This window comes from Streptomyces sp. NPDC043853 (genome assembly GCF_056436025.1).
On sequence record NZ_JBWKDJ010000005.1, the window covers coordinates 525,683 to 542,611 of the forward strand.

A 16,929-nucleotide genomic window follows, 5' to 3' on the forward strand; every position below is an offset into this window, starting at 1 on the left:
CACCGTGCCGACCGGGTCGGCGTGAAACGACCTTGTCCTCCTCCGGCCCGGAACGATTGGGTCGCCCTCGGCACGGTCCGTACCGAGGGCACGGGGGGCATGGGTGGGGCGTCAGGAAAAGCCGCTGGATCCAGCAGCGGGCCCGGTGGCGGAGTTCGCCTTCGCACTGCGCGAGCTGCGCCGGGAGGCGGGCGGCCCGACGTACGCCGCCATGGCCGGACGCGGGCCCTACTCGGTCGCCACGCTGTCCCGGGCGGCGGCCGGCGACCAGCTCCCCACCCTCCCCGTGCTCCTGGCCTACGTCGCCGCGTGCGGCGGCGACCCCGCCGACTGGGAGGGCCGCTGGCAGGAGGCCGCGGAGCGGCTCGCCGCCCAGGACGCGGAACACGAGGAAGCCTCCCCGTACCGGGGCCTGGCCCGTTTCGAACCCGCCGACGCGCAGCTGTTCTTCGGCCGGGACCGGCTCGTCGACGACCTCGCGTCGCTCGTTGCCGGACACCGGATCGTCACCGTGTTCGGCCCCTCCGGCAGCGGCAAGTCCTCCCTGCTCCGCGCGGGCCTGGTCCCCCGCCTCCGCCAACTCCCCGAACCGCCGGCGGCGATCCGCCTGCTCACACCGGGCCGCGATCCACTGACCGGGCACGCCGGAATCCTGCGACCGGCGGCCGGGAACGGTGACACCTGGCTCGTCGTCGACCAGTTCGAGGAGGTCTTCACCCTCGGCCACGACGCGGGCGGCCGGGCCGCGTTCATCGACGCGCTCCTCGCGGCCGGGGACCCGGACCGCCGGCTGCGCGTGGTGCTCGGCATCCGCGCGGATTTCTACGCCCGCTGCCTGGAGCATCCCGGCCTCGCCGCCGCCGTCCGGGACGCGAGCCTGCCCGTCGGCCGGATGACCTCCGCCGAACTCCGCCAGGTGATCACCAAGCCGGCGGCGGCCCGGGGGCTCACCGTCGAACGGGCGCTCACCACCCTGCTGCTGGAGGAGGCGGCGGCCCAGACCAGCGGCCTTCCGCTGCTCTCCCACGTGCTGCTGGAGACCTGGCGGCGGCGTCGGGGCCGTGCCCTGACCCTGGAGGCGTACGAACGGGCCGGCGGCATCCGCGGGGCCATCGCGCAGACCGCCGAAGCCGCCTACGGTCCACTGGATCCGGCACAGGCCGAGACCGCCCGCCGGATCATGCTCAGGCTGATCGCCCCGGGAGACGGTGCCCCGGACACCCGCCGCCCGACCCGGCGTGCGGAACTCGAAGGCATCGGCACGGGTGGCGTTGCTCCGGCCGCCGTGCTGGAACTCCTCGCCCGCGCCCGGCTGATCACCCTCGACGGGGACACCGTGGAGCTCGCCCATGAAGCCCTCATCACCGCCTGGCCGCGGCTGCGGGCATGGATCGAGGAGGACCGGGAGCAGCTCCGCCTGCACCGCTGGCTGACCGAAGCCGCCGGCGCCTGGGACGCGCTGGGACGCGACCCCGGCGTACTCGCCCCGGCGGTCCGCCTGGCCATGCTCCGCGCGTTCGCCACGGGTGGCCGACGGTCGGAACTCACCACCCTCGAAGCCGAGTTCCTCGACGCGAGTGCCGCGGCACAGAACCGTTCGCGGCGCGGCCGTCGGACCGTACGGGCGGTGGTGTCGCTGCTGGCCGTGCTGGCCGTCCTCGCGGGATCGGCCGCCTGGCAGCAGAGCCGTTCCGAGGCCCAGCGGCGGCTGGTCGGCGCCGCCCTGCGCGCCGCGGCCCTCGCCGACAGCCTGCGCGACACCGACCCCGTCACCGCCGAGCAGCTCAGCATCGCAGCCTGGGACCTGGCCCCGACGACGGAGACCCGGGCCGCTCTGCTGGGTTCGCTGCTGCCCCGGCCCCGGGTGCGGTTCAACCCCGTCGAGGGCGACACCCGGGGCTACGGCGCGACGCTCGGCCAGGACGGCCGGACGCTCACCCTGCAGAAGGGAGACCGCCTGGAGCGGTGGGACGTCGACACCGGCCGTCGCACGGCCTCCCACGTGCTGCCGGGGGCACCCGGGGCACCACCCCGCAACGCCGACGGAACGGTCAGCTCCCCGTCGTCCTGGCTCCGGGCCAGCCCTGACGGGCGGCGCGCCGCCGTCCCCGTCAACAGTGAGATGAAGCACGACGGAACGGTGGTGCCGGGGAAGGTACGCGTCTGGGACGTCGCCACGGGCGAGCAGCGCACGCTGAGCCCCGGCCCCGAGAGCGTGAACTTCCACAGCCTGACCTGGGGTGCCGACAGCCGGTGGCTGGCATGGAACCTCGACGGCACCGCCGAGCTGTGGGACACCGTCAGCGGGCTTCGGGTGTTCGCGGCGGAGGGCCATCCCGAGGCGCGTGCGGCGGCCGTCAGCCCGGACGGGAGCCGGATCGCACTGTGTGGACGGGACGGCAGGATCGAGGTCTGGTCCGTGGCCGAGCGGAAGAAGCTGCCTTGGAACGGGCGGCCGGACAGGAGCGCCGAAGGCCGCCCGGACGGCAGGCCGGACATCGACCGGCAGGCATGCGGTGAAGACCGGCTGGCCTTCAGCCCCAACGGGCAGATGCTCGCGGCACGAACGGACTCGGGGATCCTCGTCATCGACCTGACCGTCGGCAGTTCCGGCATGGCCCATGAGCAGGGACTGACCGAGTTCGCGTTCAGCGGCGACTCGGCGTTCGTCGCCGCCGTGCGGAAGGGCGCGGTGTCGGTGTGGCGGACCGACGGGCTCATCACCAGGAACGCCCAACGGTACGACGCGCCCGTCCACGTGGAGGAGCTGCCGAACGAGAACCCGACCGGCGTGGCCTTCGAGACAGCCGGCCGCTCGCTCCGTTACCTGGGTTCCGACGCGCTCACGGTCCACTCCATGGACCTCGGCCCGGTGCTGGATGCGGCCTGGACCCGGGAGCCGAACGACCTCGACCGCATCAGCCCGGACGGGCGGCACATCGTCCGTTGGAAGGAGGGCGGGGGCAGGATCGAGTTCACCCTGCACGATGTCCGGAGCGGTACGGAGCCGGCCACGCTGCCCGCTCTGGAGCCGGAGCCGGACGCGCCCGCCGAGGTGGCCGGCGCGTTCAGCCCGGACGGCCGGCTCTTCGCATACGCGCTCGCCCTCCCGCGGCGGGACAAGGGCACCGTCCATGTCTGGGACGTCATCGAGCGCCGTCCCGTCGCTGATCTCCCCCTTCCCGAAGACGGTCTCTCACTGCTGGATCTCGTGCCGTACCGGCAGGACGGTCCTTTGCGCGTGTACGCCCTCACCAACAGCCATCTGTGGGAGCTGACTTCGGGCACGAAGCGCGAAGTCGGCGACGAGGCTTGGCGGATTGCGGTCCACCCGGCAGGTCCGTTGGCCGTCCTCGGTGACGGATCCGTACGGATCCTGCCTTCCTTGAACCCCGTGACAACGCTGAAGGACCACAGCATCGGTGAGTTGGTGTTCAGCCATGACGGCGAGTTGCTCGTGACCGCCGACGCCATCGGACGCGTGACGGTGTGGAACGGTGCGACGCAGCGCCGCCTGGGCGTCATCTCGCCGGCACCGGTGGCCGCCCTCGCGGGCGGGTCCGCCATGGTCCAGGCGTTGGCCTTCTCCCCGGACGGGCGCACGCTCGCGACCGGTGACGAGCTCGGCCAGGTACGGCTGTGGGACGTCGAGACCCTCAAACCCCTCGGCGGAAGCCTGCCGGCACCCGGCGATCCGGTGCGCGCCCTTGCCTTCGGTGACGACGGCCTGACTCTGTGGCGGCTGGGGCAACACACCCCGGTGCGGGCGTACGACCTGCGGCCCGAGTCGATCGTCGCGACCTTGTGCGCACGCGCCGGCGGCCCGCTGTCGCGCGACGACTGGCACGACCGGATACCCGACGTTCCGTACCGCGCGACCTGCGGCGCCCAGGCCGGGCCAGCCGGGCGGGAGGGCCGCTGAGCCCGCCGCAGGCATTCGGCCCTTCGGTACGCTGGACGTATGACCGAGCGCAAACCTCCCGGTGTCAGCTTCGAGTCATTCGTGGAGAAGCAGATCCGCGAGGCCGAGGAGCGCGGCGACTTCCGGAAGCTGTCCGGCTTCGGCAAGCCGCTCCCCGACGACACCGCTCCCTACGACGACCTGTGGTGGGTCCGGCAGAAGCTGCACCGCGAGGGAGTTTCCGTGCTCCCGCCCGCCCTGGCCCTGCGCAAGGAGGCGGAGGACGCCGTCGAGGCGGTGGCGGAGGCCCGAACCGAGGCCAAGGTGCGGGAGATCCTCACCGCCGTCAACGAGAAGATCGCCGCCGCGGTCCGCCGGCCGCCGCCCGGGCCGCCGCTCAAGCTGAAGCCGTTCGACGTGGAGGCGATGGTGCGGGAGTGGCGCGCTTCCCACACCTGACGGCCGCCCGCCCGACGGCCGGCTACAGCTCCTGGGCCCGGTGCGTGGGCCGTCCGTCCACCACGGTGAGCAGGACCGGCACCCCGGGCAGGTCGGTCGCGGAGACCGACAGGGGGTCCTCGGCGAGGACCGTGAGGTCGCAGCGGTATCCGACGGCGATGCGGCCGGCCTCCTGTTCCTCGCCCGCCGCCCAGGCCGCGTTGACGGTCATACCGCGGAGCGCGTCGAGCGCGCCGAGGGCCTGCTCCGGGCCGTGCGGCGGCTGGGTGAGGTCACGGCCGGGGCGGCGGTGCCGGGCACCCGCCATGACGCCCAGCGGCGGGTAGGGGGCGATGGGCCAGTCGGAGCCGAGGACCACCGTGGCACCGGAGTCCACCAGGTCGCGGCAGCGCCAGGCGCGCGCGGCCCGTTCCTCGCCGAGGCGCTGCGACCAGTTGTCGGTGTGGTCGGCCCGGGTGAAGTCGCAGCAGTGCGTGGGCTGCATGGACGCGGCGACGCCGAGACGGGCGAACCGGTGCAGGGTGTCGTCGGGCACGGTCTCGATGTGCTCGATCCGGTGCCGTACCCCGTTCCGGGTTCCCGCCTGGGCCTGCTCGACGGCGTCGAGTGCGTGCCGTACGGCCGCGTCGCCGATCGCGTGGGTGGCGGTGGGCACACCCGCCCGGTGGAGCTCGGCGATGATCCGCGTGTACGCGTCGGGGTCCGGCCAGAAGGCCTGGACGGACTGGCCGTCCCGGTCGGGACGTTCCAGCCAGGCGGTGCCGTTGTCGATGGTGCCGTCCATGAACAGCTTGACGCCGTCGGTCCGCCACAGCCGGCCGCCGGTTCCCTGCAGCTCGATCAGCGCGCGTACGGCGTCGGCGTCGGCGCCGGGCTGGCACCAGGGGGCCACCCGCAGCCGCAGTGGCAGCTGCCCGGCGAGGTCGAGCTCGGCGTAGAAGGCCAGGCTGTCACCGTTCGCGTCCATGACGTGCCCGCCGGTGAGCCCGGCGGCCGCCATCGCCCGCAGGGCCTCGGCGAGCAGGAACCGCCGCGCGGCGCGCGTGGGCTGCGGGGCGACCCGCTCCACGAGGTCACAGGCGGCGTCCTCCAGCAGCAGCCCGGTGGGCCGCCCCGCGTCGTCGCACACCACCTCGGCGCTGGCCTGCTCGAAGCTCCGCGGTCCGTCGACGCCGGCGAGCTCCAGGGCCCGCTCGCTGGCCAGCAGGGAATGGGCGTCGAACAGCAGCAGCACGGCCGGTACGCCGTCCAGCACCGGGGAGAGGGCGGCGGCCTCGACCGGGCGGTCGCCGAACACGTTCGGGTCCAGTCCCCAGCCGCGCAGCCACGCTCCGGGCCGCAGGCCCCGTACCTCCCGCGCCAGTGCCTCGCGTACGGACGCGAGATCGGTGCAGCCCGACAGGTCCAGCCCGTGGGTCAGCTCGGCGCCGGAGACGGGGTGCAGGTGTCCGTCGGTCAGCCCCGGGGTGACCACGGCCCCCTTGAGGTCGATCACCGTGGTGTCGGAGTCCGCGCGGGCGCGCATCTCCCGGTCGTCCCCCAGCGCGAGGATGCGGCCCCCGCCGGCCGCCAGGGCGGTCTGCGGCAGGAACCCACCGGTGGAGGGATCGAGCAGGCGGGCGGAGAGCAGGACGAGCCGGTTGCGCACGGGGTTCCTCCAGGGAGGCGGGACAGGAAGGGAGTGGGGGTGGGGTGGGGCGGAGGATGGGGGCGCGGCGGGTCAGGCATCGGGTCCGGCGTCCGCTGACCCTTCCACGGCTGCGGCCAGGGAGCCGGGCGCCAGGCCGAGTTCACGTTCCGCCGTGGTCACGGCCATCAGGGTGACGGCGGCGGGCCGGCCGGAGGTGTCGGTGTTGGCGTGGGCGCCGAGGCCGTCCAGCACCACGAGGATCTGGATGGCGGTCACCCGCGGGTCGGCGGTGCGGAACCGGCCCCGTGCCACGCCCTCGCGGATCAGTTCCTCCAGCCGTCCGCGCCAGGCGGCCTCCTGCTCGCCGACCCGGTCGCGGAGCACCGGCCGGTAGCGGCTGAGGTGCCGCGCGTTGATCCACAGCCGGCTGATGTCGTCGTAGGCCGGACCCGTCGCACGCGCGAAGAACCGGGCCAGATAGCGCTCCGCCGTGTCCTCGGCGCGGTCGGCCGGCAGCAGGGTTTCGAGTTCGGCGGTCGCCGCGCTGCCGAACGCCTCGGCGACAAGATCCTCCACCGCGGGGAAGTAATGGCTGATCAGACCCGGTCGGACGGTGAGCTCTTCGGCGATCCGGCGCAGGGTGACGCACTCCAGTCCCTCGGTGAGGGCGACCGCGGTGGCGGTTTCGACGATCTCCGCCCGGCGGGCCTCGGGAGATTTGCGAACTCGTTTGCGTTCCATGCTTGACGACATGCCGGTGATGTTATTGAGTGTGCGACCAATAAGCAAGCAGGCGGGTAAGAGCAGCACCGACCAGCACTCCGGAGGGCACCATGGCGTCCACGAACCCCCACCCGCAGCCGGACCCCTGGCCGGGCCCCCACCCGGCCCCGGCGACACCGGCCGGCCCGGCCCCGGACACCCCCGGCCGCATCGAGGCCCACGGCATCGACCACATCACCGACGCCGAACGGCACGGCCGCCCCCGCGAGCTCTTCGCCGTCTGGGCCGCGGCCAACGTCAACTACCTCAGCCTGGTGATCGGCGGCGCGCTCGTCCTGATGGGTCTGAGCCTGTGGCAGGCCCTCGCCGTGATCGTGATCGGCAACCTGTTCTGGCTGTTCACCGGCCTCCTCGCGGTCTCGGGCCCAGCCTCCGGCACCCCCAGCGAAGTGATCACCCGGGCGATGTACGGGATCCGCGGCAACCGCGTGAACAACGCCGTCACCGGCTGGGTGATCTCCGTCTGCTACTTCGCCCTCAACCTGGCGGCCGCCGCGACCGCCGCCTCCGCCCTGATCGAGAAGGCCGGCCTCCCGCCCGGCACCGGCACCAAGGCCGCCGTGGTGGTGGTGATCGCCGTCCTCACCCTGGCCATCAGCGTCTACGGCCACGCCACGATCGTGCGGCTCTACCTGCCGATCACCCTGGTGCTCACCGCCGTGTTCGCCGTGCTCGCGGCCGCCGTGCTCGCCCGCACCGACTTCGCGTACGCCCCGGCCGAACCGCTCACCGGCACCGAGCTGTGGGCCACCCTCCTCGCGGGCGTCACCCTCATCGCCGCCGGCCCGCTCTCCTACACCACCAGCGCCGACTTCTCCCGCTACCTGCCGCGCACCACACCCCCGGCCGCGACCGCCGGCTGGACCGCCCTGGGCGGTTTCCTGCCCGGCATCATCGTCTGCTCCCTCGGAGCCTTCGCCGCCACCGCCCTCGACATGGGCGACCCGCAGACCGCGCTGGAAGGGATCCTGCCGTCCTGGTTCGGTCCCGTCTTCCTGCTCGCACTGGTCCTGGGCACCATCGCGAACAACGCCATGACCGCCTACAGCGCGGGCCTCGCCCTGCAGGCCGTCGGACTCCGCGTCCGCCGCTCGCTCAGCGTGATCGTCGACGGGGTGGTCGGCGGGTCCCTCACCCTGTACGCCCTGCTCGTCTCCGACTTCCTCGACACCGTCAGCGACGTCCTCCAGCTGACCGTCGTCCTGCTCGGCCCCGCCACGGCCGTCTACGCCACCGACCTCCTGCTGCGCCGCGGCCGCTACGACGGGCCGGCCCTCACCGACGAGCGTCCCGGCAGCCCTTTCTGGTACACGGCGGGCGTCAACCCGGCCGGTGCCGCCGCCCTCCTGGCCGGCGCAGCCGCGGCCGCACTGTGCGTCAACACCCTCTACACCGGCCCGCTCGCCGACGCCCTCGGAGGCATCGACCTCTCCCTCCCCGCCGGCCTCCTCGTCTCGTCGGCCGTCTACGCCCTGCTGTTCCGCCGCACGCCGGTCGCGGGGCCCTCGGCGGCGGGGGCCTGACCGGCGGGCACCCGGCCCGGGGGCCCCGCGACCGGCGCGTTCCTCCGGCGTCAGCCCGTCTCGCCGCCGCGGGCCCGCCGGAACCGGTCGAGGCCCTCGGCGAGGTCCACGACCGGGTCCGGGTAGTCGTACGCCGCCCGGTCCGCGCCCCGCAGCCGCCAGGGCTCGTGCACCGCGGGCCCGCGCAGTTCCGCCAGTTCGGGCACCCAGCGGCGCACGTAGGCACCGTCCGGGTCGTACCGCTTGCCCTGGAGCACCGGGTTGAGGACCCGGTTGGGGCGGGTATCGGTCCCCGTCCCCGCCACCCACTGCCAGTTGAGCTGGTTGTTGGCGAGGTCCCCGTCCACCAGCAGCGCGAGGAAGTGCCGGGCGCCCTCCCGCCAGTCGATGTACAGGGTCTTGGTGAGGAAGGACGCGGTGAGCAGCCGCCCCCGGTTGTGCATCCAGCCCTCGTGGGCCAGCTGCCGCATGGCGGCGTCCACCACCGGGTACCCGGTCCGGCCCTCCCGCCAGGCGGTCAGGTCCGCCTCGGCCGCCCGGCCGTGCCGCCACCGGTCGTGCCGGGGGCGGTAGTCCTCCACCGCGACCCGGGGGCGCGCGGCGAGCACCTGGTGGTGGAAGTCCCGCCAGCACAGCTGCCGTACGAAGGCGTCCGCGCCCGCCCCGCCCCGGGCCCGGGCCCGCTGCACGGCCTCCGTCGCCGACACCGCGCCGAAGTGCAGATAGGGGGAGAGGCGCGAGGTGGCGTCACCCGCCAGGTCGTCATGGCGCTCGCGGTACGCGTCGGCGTGCCGGGACAGCCAGCCCGTCAGCAGCTCGCGACCCACCCTCTCCCCGCCCTCCGCCAGCCCGGGGGAGACGGCGCCGGCGGCCGCCCGGCCGGGCACCTTCTCGGAGGCGGTGTCCGGCGGAACGGGCACGTGCCGGGGTGCCGCGAGGGGCGCGCGCAGCGGGGCGTCCGCCCACCGCCGGTGGTAGGGCGTGAAGACGGCGTAGTGGTCGGACCCGGCCGGGGTGACCTCCCCGGGCGGCACCGCGGTGACCACGCCGTCGTGCACGCGCAGGCCGCGCCCGTCGGCCGCCAGGGCCCGGCGCAGCCGCTCCTCCCGGGCGCGGGCGAACCCGCTGTACCCCGCCGCCACGTGGACCTCGCCGGCCCCCGCCTGCCGGGCCACCGCGCACACCTCGGCCACGGTGTCACCGGACCGCACGACCAGCCGCCCGCCGCGGGCCCGCAGCCCGGCATCGAGGTCGGCCAGGCAGTCGGCGAGGAAGGCGAGCCGGTTGGGCGCCGCGAACCCGGCCCGGTCCACGGCCGGATCCCGGACGAACAGCGGTACCACCTCGCCGCCCGGTTCCAACGCGGCACGAAGCGGCGGATGGTCGTGCACCCGCAGATCGGAGGTGAACAGGACGACGGAGACACTCATACCGCCCATCCTGGCCCCCGACGCCCCCTCGGCCCGTCAGGTCTCCCGCAGCGGCGCGTACTCGTCGGCGCCGAGCCCGAACGTCCACGCCACGCCCTGCCTGGCCGTTCCCGTGCTCGGCGGCACCCGCAGCCAGTACGTGCGGCTCGTGCCGTCCGGCTCGGGCGTGGAGTTGACGACCTCCACCATCACCACGTCCTCGTCGTCCGGCAGCGGTATCCGCCACAGCACGCCCGTCCCGTCCCGGTGGACCGGCTCGGCCTCCGATTCGCGCAGGTAGCGCTCGTAGCCGTAGTACTCCAGCATCACCCGGCGCAGCTCCGCATTCTCCTCCTCCCGGATCCGCCGCGGCGTCAGCGAGCCCAGCCCGTCCACGAACTCGGCCGGCACCGGCATGCCCCGCCACGCGTGCAGCGCGAAGCCGTCCGGGAAGGCGAGGGCCGGGCCGTCACCGCGGTCCAGCCGGCCCGCCTCGTCCCGGTGCAGCTCCACCGGGCGCTCGCACACCACGGCCAACCGCTCGAAGGGCCACCACCAGCCGGCCGAGCGGGCCACCTCGGCGACCCCGTGCAGCGGCGTGCCGGGCCCGGTGTCGAACGCGCACAGCCAGGCCGCGTCGTGCTGCCCGAGCACCGCGTCGAGCAGCAGGAGGCGTATCTCCGCCTCCTCGGCCCGGTCCTCCGCCAACTCCGCGAGCCCGGCCCGGATCCTGGCCGTCAGCCGCTCCGTGCCCGTCCACAGCCGGCCGCCCGTGGTGTGCCATCTCCGCCCCCAGCCCCGCGGGCCGAGCCGCCCCTGCAGCCGGTCCCGCTCGGCCGCCCAGGGTGCGCTGCGCACGGCCTCCCGCACGCTGTGGCCGCGCGCCGACGTGCCCCACGGCCCCTCGGTGTCGAGCAGCAGACCCACCGCCGCACGGGGCGAGTCCGCCCAGACGATCAGCTCCGGTTCCGGCAGCCCCGCCGCGTGGTAGGCGAGGCGCACACCGGCCTCCGCCTCCGGCCGGTTCGCCGGTCCGGTGGCCGCGGCAGCCCGCCGCCACGCGTCGATGCCGTTCTCGTCCAGGGTCTCGTTCGGGCTGTTCATTGCGTTCCTCCCCCTCGATGTTCCGTTCACTGGCTCCTCGCCGCGGGTCCGTCAGTCCGCCACGAGCCGCACCGAGCCCGGCACGTACTCCCGCTGCCGGACCACCCGGTACCAGCCCTTCGGCAGCGGTATCGCGGCGTGCTCCTCGTGCACCACCCGCCCCCCGTCCGGGAGGTGCAGCAGCAGCCCGCCGGGCCGGCCCGGGGCGCGCACCAGCCTGCCCGGCCCCGGCACCGCGTGCGCGTGCCCGGTGACCTCGCCCAGCGCCAGCACCATCCGCCCGCGGGCGTCCCGCGGTTCCTCCTGCCCGTCGCCTACGTGCAACGGCAGCGCCGACGCGTCGATCGGCACGATGAGCACGTCCCCTTGCCGGAACACAGGTGTCCCCCTTCCCACGCGTCGGCCCGGCGCCCCGCGTTGATCCCGAAGGTAGGGGCAGGGTCTGACAACGGCCCCGAGACCCGTGGACCCGCCCGTTGAGGTGTCGCGCATGCATGGGGCAGCCCCTGCCCGAGGGGCCGTCAGTGGCGCTTGCTACAACTTGCAGCGCATCGGACGCGGCACGGCGGCGCCGCGCAACGGACACCAGAGACGAGGAAGGGCGGAGAAATGACGTACGCGAGGAACCACCTGAAGGAGTTCCACGGGCTCCCCGTCTTCGACTTCCACGGGCCGGACGGCGGGGGGAAGACCCCGCTGCCCGAGGCGGACGCCGTGGCGTGGCGGATCTCCTCCGACACCTACGACGCGGAGGAGACCTGGCCCGAGGCGTTCGCCCGGTTCGTCGCCGCCGTCGACACCACCCGGGTCCGTGCGATCGTCGTCGGCGCGTGGGAGGAGGCGTACGACAGCGGCCCCGAGGAGATCATCGCCGCACTCCTCGCCGCGCGCCCCCGGATCCCCGCCCTGCGCGCCCTGTTCCTCGGCGACATGGAGTCCGAGCAATGCGAGATCTCGTGGATCAACCAAGGGGACATCGGCCCGCTCCTCGACGGTTTCCCGGAGCTGGAGGAGATCGGCGTTCGGGGCGGTACGGGCCTGGTCATCCCTCCGTTCAGGCACCGGCGGCTGCGCTCCCTCACCGTCCAGACCGGCGGGATGCCCGCCTCGGCCGTCCGGAACGTGGCCGCCAGTGCCCTGCCCGCGCTGGAACACCTCGACCTCTGGCTCGGCACGGCGAACTACGGCGGAGACTGCGAGCTCACCGACGTCGAGCCCATCCTCGAAGGGGACCGCCTGCCGAAGCTGCGTCACCTGGGCCTGCGCAACTCCGACATACAGGACGAGATCGCCGCCGCGGTGGCCTCCGCGCCCGTCGTGGCCCGCCTGGAGACCCTGGACCTGTCCATGGGCGTGCTCACCGACGAGGGCGGGACCGCTCTGCTCGGCGGCCAGCCGCTCACCCACCTCAAGTCCCTCGACCTGCACCACAACTACCTCAGCGGGCCGGTGCAGCAGCGTTTCCGCGATGTGCTGGAGAGCGCCGGGGTGACCCTCGACCTGGACCGGGGCCACGCCGACGAGGACGAATGGGACGGCCGCGTCTGGCGCTACGTCGCCGTCGGGGAGTAGCGGGCAGCCGGCCCTCGGGCCATGACGTGTTGCCCAGGGGCGGCGCGAGGGGTCGGCCACGGCCCCACGCCGCCACTGCCACGGGCACTGTCAGTGCCGCTTGTTACAACTGCAGGCACATCGGACGAGACAGGCGAGGAACGGCGGAACCCATGAGCTACCCGAGGCACCTGACGGCGTCGTACGGACTGCCCGTCTTCGACTTCCCGCAGCTGGGGGAGGAGGTCAAGGCCCCGCTGCCGGAGGCGGACGCGGTCGCCTGGCGGATCTCGGCCGACACCTGCCACGCCCCGGAGTACTGGCCCCAGGCCTTCGCCCGCTTCACCGAGGCCGTCGACACCACCCGCGTCCGCTCCCTCATCGTCGGCGTCTGGCGCCACACCGTCGAGTGCGGCCCCGAGCACATCATCGCCACCCTGCTCGACGCACGTGACCGGCTCCCCGCCCTCCGCGCTCTGTTCCTCGGCGACATGCAGTTCAACGAGTGCGAGATCTCCCGGATACACCAGGACGACGTCGGCCCGCTCCTCGAAGGCTTCCCGGAGCTGGAGGAGTTCGGCGTCCGCGGTGGCAGCGCCCTGGTCTTCCCCGAACTCGCCCACCACAGCCTGCGCTCCCTGGTCATCGAGACCGGCGGCATGCCGGCCGGGGCCGTCCGCGGCATCGCCGGCAGCGACCTGCCGGCCCTGGAACACCTCGACCTGTGGCTCGGCACGGACGAGTACGGCGGGGACGCGGTGATCGCCGACGTGGCACCCATCCTCGACGGCCTCCGCCTGCCGCGCCTGCGCCACCTGGGCCTGCGCAACAGCGACATCCAGGACGCCATCGCCGTCGCCATCGCCTCCGCGCCCCTGGTCGCCCGGCTGGAGACCCTCGACCTGTCCTTGGGCGTGCTCACCGACGCGGGCGGGACCGCGCTGCTCACCGGCCAACCGCTCACCCACCTCAAGCGGCTCGACCTCCACCACAACTACCTCGGCGAGCAGCTGCGGGAGCGCCTCCGGGACGTCCTGTCCGCCGCCGGGGTCGACCTGGACGTCGACCCGGACGGTGCCTCCGCGTACGACCGGGGCGACGGCGAGATCTTGCGCCACGTCGCCGTAGGGGAGTAGCGGGACGACGATGGCAGAACACCCGCCGCCCCGCTGGGCGGTCGTCGGCAACCCGGAGAACCGCCGCGCCGGCCTGTTCACCCGGGCCGTCCGCGACGCCGGCCTGCCCGCGCCCCGCGTGGTGCCCTGGGCCGCCGTGCTGCGCGACGGCGGCGCCGCGTTCGCCCCCGACGAGCTCGTACGGCTCGACTCACCCGGCGAGAACGCCGAGGTCGACCTGGCCCTGCGCGGCCTGGACGCCCCGACCCGGGTGGAGGGCGGCGCCCGCTGGTATGCCCGGTTCACCGCCGCCGTCCGCACGCTCCGCGGCGGAATCCGCCTCGACGACCCGGACGAGCTGGCCGTCCTCTTCGACAAGCGCCACTGCCACCGCACCCTCGACCGGGCCGGTGTGCCGGTGCCGCAGTCGCCCACGTCCGGCGCCGCCGTACCGGTGCGCGGCTGGGACGACGTACGGTCCCTCATGTCCGTGCACGGGATGCCGCGCGTGTTCGTGAAACCCGCCCACGGATCCTCCGCCTCCGGCGTCATCGCCGTCGAAACCGCCGGCCGGGGCCGGATCAGGGCGACCACCTCCGTGGAGACCGCCGGGGACGGCAGCCTCCACAACTCGCTGCGGCTGCGCCGGATCACCGGCGAGCCGGAGCTCGCCGCCCTGGTCGACGCCCTCGCCCCGGACGGACTCCACCTCGAACGGTGGTGGCCCAAGGCCTCCCTCGACGGCTCGGCGACGGACCTCCGCGTGGTCGTCGTCGCGGGGAAGGCCACCCACGCGGTCCTCCGCACCAGCCGCTCGCCCATGACCAACCTCCACCTCGGCGGACGGCGCGGCGACCTGGCCGCGGCGGTCGAGGCGGCGGGCCCGCACTGGGCCGACGCCCTGGAGACCTGCGAACGGGCCGCGGCCTGCTTCCCGGGCACCCTGTGCGTCGGGGTCGACCTGCTGCCCGCCGTCGGCTGGCGGCGGTTCGCCGTGGCCGAGGTGAACGCCTTCGGCGACCTGCTGCCCGGCCTGACGGGGCTCCCGGGGAGTGGTGCCGAGGGCCTCGACACCTACGCGGCCCAGGTCGCAGCCGCACCCGAATACGCTCAGCAGCTCCACGCGAGGAAACACCGTGCACCAGCACCCAGATGACCAGCCGTCCCCGGACGAGCCCGCCACCCACGAGCCCGCCGCGAACGGACCAGGCGCCGACCGACCCGGCGCCGACCGACCCGGCGCCGACGGGCCCGTCGACGGGCCCGACATGAACGAGGTCGTCGGCCGCGACGACCTCCTGCTGCTCACCCTCGACACCCTCCGCTTCGACGTCGCCGCCGAACTCGCCGCCGCCGGACGCATCCCGAACCTGGCCCGCCACCTGCCCGGCGGCGCCTGGGAGAAGAGGCACGCCCCGGGCAGCTTCACCTACGCCTCCCACCAGGCGATGTTCGCCGGCTTCCTGCCCACCCCCGCCACACCGGGACCGCATCCCCGGCTGTTCGCGGCCCGCTTCGCCGGCAGCGAGACCACCGCCCGGCGCACCCACGTCTTCGACACGCCCGACCTGGTCTCCGGCCTCGCCGCCGCCGGCTACCGCACCGTGTGCGTCGGCGGCGTCGGCTTCTTCAACAAGCAGGGCGCGCTGGGCGACGTACTGCCCGGCATGTTCCAGGAGAGCCACTGGGAGCCCGGATTCGGGGTGGCCTCGCCCACCTCCTTCGAGGCGCAGGTCGAGCGGGCCGAGCAGGTCGTCGCCGGTCTGCCCGCGGACCAGCGGCTGTTCCTCTTCCTCAACGCCTCGGCCCTGCACCAGCCCAACTGGTTCCACCTCGCCGGCGCCACCCGCGAGGCCGGGGACACCCGCGCCAGCCACGCCGCGGCCCTGGAGTACATCGACCGGCACATCGGCCGGCTGTTCACCGCGATGAGCTCCCGCCGCCGCTGCTTCGCCATCGTCTGCTCCGACCACGGCACCACCTACGGCGACGACGGCTACACCGGCCACCGCCTGGCCCACGAGGCCGTGTGGACCGTGCCGTACGCCCACTTCTTCCTGGAGCCGTCCGCATGACCGCCACCGCAGTGGACACGGCAGCCGCCCCGGACGCGCCGCACGTCCGCCCGTACCGGAGCTACGTCTACGCCTACCCGCACAAGACCGCGTACCGTCCGCTCCCCGACCGGCCCGCCCTCCGCGACCTGTGGCGCGGGGAACGCAAGGACGCCCTCTCCCTCTACCTCCACATCCCCTTCTGCGAGGTCCGCTGCGGCTTCTGCAACCTCTTCACCCGGATCGGCGCGCCCGAGGGGCTCACCGGCCGCTACCTCGACGCGCTCGACCGCCAGGCCGCCGCCGTCCGTGAGGCCCTCGGCGACGACGGCCCGGTCCGCTTCGCCAACGCCGCCTTCGGCGGCGGTACCCCGACGTTCCTCACGGCCGACGAGCTGACCCGGCTGTGCGATATCGCCGAGCACCGCATGGGGGCCGACCTGCGCGCCGTCCCGCTCTCCGTCGAGGCCTCGCCGGCCACCGCGACCGCCGACCGGCTCGCCGTCCTCGCCGATCGCGGCACGACCCGCCTCAGCATCGGGGTGCAGAGCTTCGTCGACGAAGAGGCCCGCGCGGCCGTGCGCCCCCAGCGGCGCGCCGAGGTCGAGGCCGCGCTCGGGCGGATCCGTGACGCCCGCATCCCCGTCCTCAACATCGACCTCATCTACGGCATCGACGGCCAGACCCCCGCCACCTGGCGCGCCTCCCTGGACGCCGCCCTCGCCTGGCAGCCCGAGGAGCTCTACCTCTACCCGCTGTACGTCCGCCCCCTCACCGGCCTCGCCCGGCGCACCGCCCACACCGACCGGGACTGGGACGAACAGCGCCTGGACCTCTACCGGCGGGGCCGCGACCACCTCCTCGCGCACGGCTACGAACAGGTGTCGATGCGCATGTTCCGACGCGCCGGCACCGTGCCCCGGAGCCCCGACGACCACGCCTGCCAGACCGACGGCATGATCGGTCTCGGCTGCGGTGCCCGCTCCTACACCTCCGCCCTCCACTACTCCTTCGACTACGCCGTCGACATGGGCGAGATACGGGCGATCATCGACGACTACACGGCCGGCACCGGCGCCTCCTTCGGCAGGGCCGCGCACGGCCGGTACGTCGACGGCGACGAGGCCCGCCGCCGCCACCTCCTCCAGTCCCTCCTCCAGGCCCACGGCATGCGAACGGCCGACTACCGCGACCGCTTCGGCTCCGACCCGCACGAGGACTTCCCCGCCGAACTCGCGGCCTTCGCCGCCCACGGCTGGCTCGAAGGCCCCGACGACGGCTCCGGGGAGTCCGGGCTCCTGCGCCTCACCCCCGAGGGCCTCGCCCACTCCGACGCGCTCGGCCCCGAGCTGTTCTCGCCCGCCGTACGCGCGGCCATGGCCGCCTACGAACCCAAGTAG

Annotated in this window: 13 protein-coding genes; 8 read left to right on the forward strand and 5 right to left on the reverse strand. The window is 74.2% G+C overall.

The window, feature by feature from the left end; translation table 11 throughout:
* Nucleotides 1–103: 103 nt before the first annotated feature.
* Entirely contained in the window at nucleotides 104–3,922 is a 3,819-nt protein-coding gene (locus AC067U_RS17315) for an nSTAND1 domain-containing NTPase (RefSeq protein ID WP_478830528.1), read from the forward strand.
* A 39-nt stretch (nucleotides 3,923–3,961) separates the two neighbouring features.
* Nucleotides 3,962–4,360 (forward strand): DnaJ family domain-containing protein, encoded by a 399-nt coding sequence (locus tag AC067U_RS17320; RefSeq protein WP_478830529.1) that lies wholly within the window; start codon nucleotides 3,962–3,964, stop codon nucleotides 4,358–4,360.
* A 22-nt stretch (nucleotides 4,361–4,382) separates the two neighbouring features.
* Here AC067U_RS17320 and AC067U_RS17325 read toward each other — a convergent pair whose 3' ends face one another.
* Together AC067U_RS17325 and AC067U_RS17330 are read right to left on the reverse strand one after the other, a co-directional pair.
* Nucleotides 4,383–6,008, reverse strand: a complete 1,626-nt coding sequence (locus AC067U_RS17325) for an amidohydrolase (RefSeq protein WP_478830530.1) — start codon at nucleotides 6,006–6,008, stop codon at nucleotides 4,383–4,385.
* A 72-nt stretch (nucleotides 6,009–6,080) separates the two neighbouring features.
* On the reverse strand, nucleotides 6,081–6,743 hold the full coding sequence (locus AC067U_RS17330; RefSeq protein ID WP_478830531.1) for a TetR/AcrR family transcriptional regulator: 663 nt from the start codon (nucleotides 6,741–6,743) through the stop codon (nucleotides 6,081–6,083).
* A gap of 80 nt (nucleotides 6,744–6,823) precedes the next feature.
* Here AC067U_RS17330 and AC067U_RS17335 point away from each other — a divergent pair, with 80 nt between their 5' ends.
* Nucleotides 6,824–8,296 (forward strand): purine-cytosine permease family protein, encoded by a 1,473-nt coding sequence (locus AC067U_RS17335; protein WP_478830532.1) that lies wholly within the window; start codon nucleotides 6,824–6,826, stop codon nucleotides 8,294–8,296.
* A gap of 50 nt (nucleotides 8,297–8,346) precedes the next feature.
* On the opposite strand, the gene AC067U_RS17340 is transcribed toward AC067U_RS17335, so the two are convergent.
* Genes AC067U_RS17340 through AC067U_RS17350 form a run of 3 tightly spaced genes read right to left on the reverse strand, consistent with a single transcriptional unit; the run spans nucleotide 8,347 to nucleotide 11,187 of the window.
* Nucleotides 8,347–9,726, reverse strand: coding sequence for a cryptochrome/photolyase family protein (locus tag AC067U_RS17340; RefSeq protein ID WP_478830533.1), 1,380 nt, complete (start codon nucleotides 9,724–9,726; stop codon nucleotides 8,347–8,349).
* A 36-nt stretch (nucleotides 9,727–9,762) separates the two neighbouring features.
* Nucleotides 9,763–10,809: a DUF6745 domain-containing protein gene (locus AC067U_RS17345; protein ID WP_478830534.1), complete on the reverse strand. Its 1,047-nt coding sequence runs from the start codon at nucleotides 10,807–10,809 to the stop codon at nucleotides 9,763–9,765.
* Between the two features lie 51 nt (nucleotides 10,810–10,860).
* A complete protein-coding gene (locus AC067U_RS17350; RefSeq protein ID WP_478830535.1) occupies nucleotides 10,861–11,187 on the reverse strand; it encodes a hypothetical protein in 327 nt (108 codons plus the stop codon).
* Between the two features lie 231 nt (nucleotides 11,188–11,418).
* Between AC067U_RS17350 and AC067U_RS17355 the strand changes: the two genes are divergently transcribed.
* From AC067U_RS17355 to AC067U_RS17375, 5 genes are all read left to right on the forward strand, one after another.
* On the forward strand, nucleotides 11,419–12,381 hold the full coding sequence (locus AC067U_RS17355; RefSeq protein WP_478830536.1) for an STM4015 family protein: 963 nt from the start codon (nucleotides 11,419–11,421) through the stop codon (nucleotides 12,379–12,381).
* Nucleotides 12,382–12,533: 152 nt separating this feature from the next.
* Complete coding sequence (locus AC067U_RS17360; RefSeq protein ID WP_478830537.1) at nucleotides 12,534–13,496, forward strand: STM4015 family protein; 963 nt, start codon at nucleotides 12,534–12,536, stop codon at nucleotides 13,494–13,496.
* 10 nt (nucleotides 13,497–13,506) lie between these two features.
* Nucleotides 13,507–14,631: an STM4014 family protein gene (locus tag AC067U_RS17365; RefSeq protein WP_478830538.1), complete on the forward strand. Its 1,125-nt coding sequence runs from the start codon at nucleotides 13,507–13,509 to the stop codon at nucleotides 14,629–14,631.
* A gap of 112 nt (nucleotides 14,632–14,743) precedes the next feature.
* Entirely contained in the window at nucleotides 14,744–15,550 is an 807-nt protein-coding gene (locus tag AC067U_RS17370; protein WP_478830612.1) for an STM4013/SEN3800 family hydrolase, read from the forward strand.
* Nucleotides 15,547–16,929: an STM4012 family radical SAM protein gene (locus AC067U_RS17375; RefSeq protein WP_478830539.1), complete on the forward strand. Its 1,383-nt coding sequence runs from the start codon at nucleotides 15,547–15,549 to the stop codon at nucleotides 16,927–16,929. The genes AC067U_RS17370 and AC067U_RS17375 overlap by 4 nt, the downstream gene beginning before the upstream one ends.

Coding starts and splice junctions, on each gene's coding strand:
- AC067U_RS17320 (WP_478830529.1), top strand. CDS start 3,962: ATGACCGAGCGCAAACCTCCCGGTGTCAGCTTCGAGTCATTCGTGGAG.
- AC067U_RS17360 (WP_478830537.1), top strand. CDS start 12,534: ATGAGCTACCCGAGGCACCTGACGGCGTCGTACGGACTGCCCGTCTTC.
- AC067U_RS17335 (WP_478830532.1), top strand. CDS start 6,824: ATGGCGTCCACGAACCCCCACCCGCAGCCGGACCCCTGGCCGGGCCCC.
- AC067U_RS17355 (WP_478830536.1), top strand. CDS start 11,419: ATGACGTACGCGAGGAACCACCTGAAGGAGTTCCACGGGCTCCCCGTC.
- AC067U_RS17370 (WP_478830612.1), top strand. CDS start 14,744: ATGAACGAGGTCGTCGGCCGCGACGACCTCCTGCTGCTCACCCTCGAC.
- AC067U_RS17340 (WP_478830533.1), bottom strand. CDS start 9,726: ATGAGTGTCTCCGTCGTCCTGTTCACCTCCGATCTGCGGGTGCACGAC.
- AC067U_RS17375 (WP_478830539.1), top strand. CDS start 15,547: ATGACCGCCACCGCAGTGGACACGGCAGCCGCCCCGGACGCGCCGCAC.
- AC067U_RS17345 (WP_478830534.1), bottom strand. CDS start 10,809: ATGAACAGCCCGAACGAGACCCTGGACGAGAACGGCATCGACGCGTGG.
- AC067U_RS17330 (WP_478830531.1), bottom strand. CDS start 6,743: ATGTCGTCAAGCATGGAACGCAAACGAGTTCGCAAATCTCCCGAGGCC.
- AC067U_RS17365 (WP_478830538.1), top strand. CDS start 13,507: ATGGCAGAACACCCGCCGCCCCGCTGGGCGGTCGTCGGCAACCCGGAG.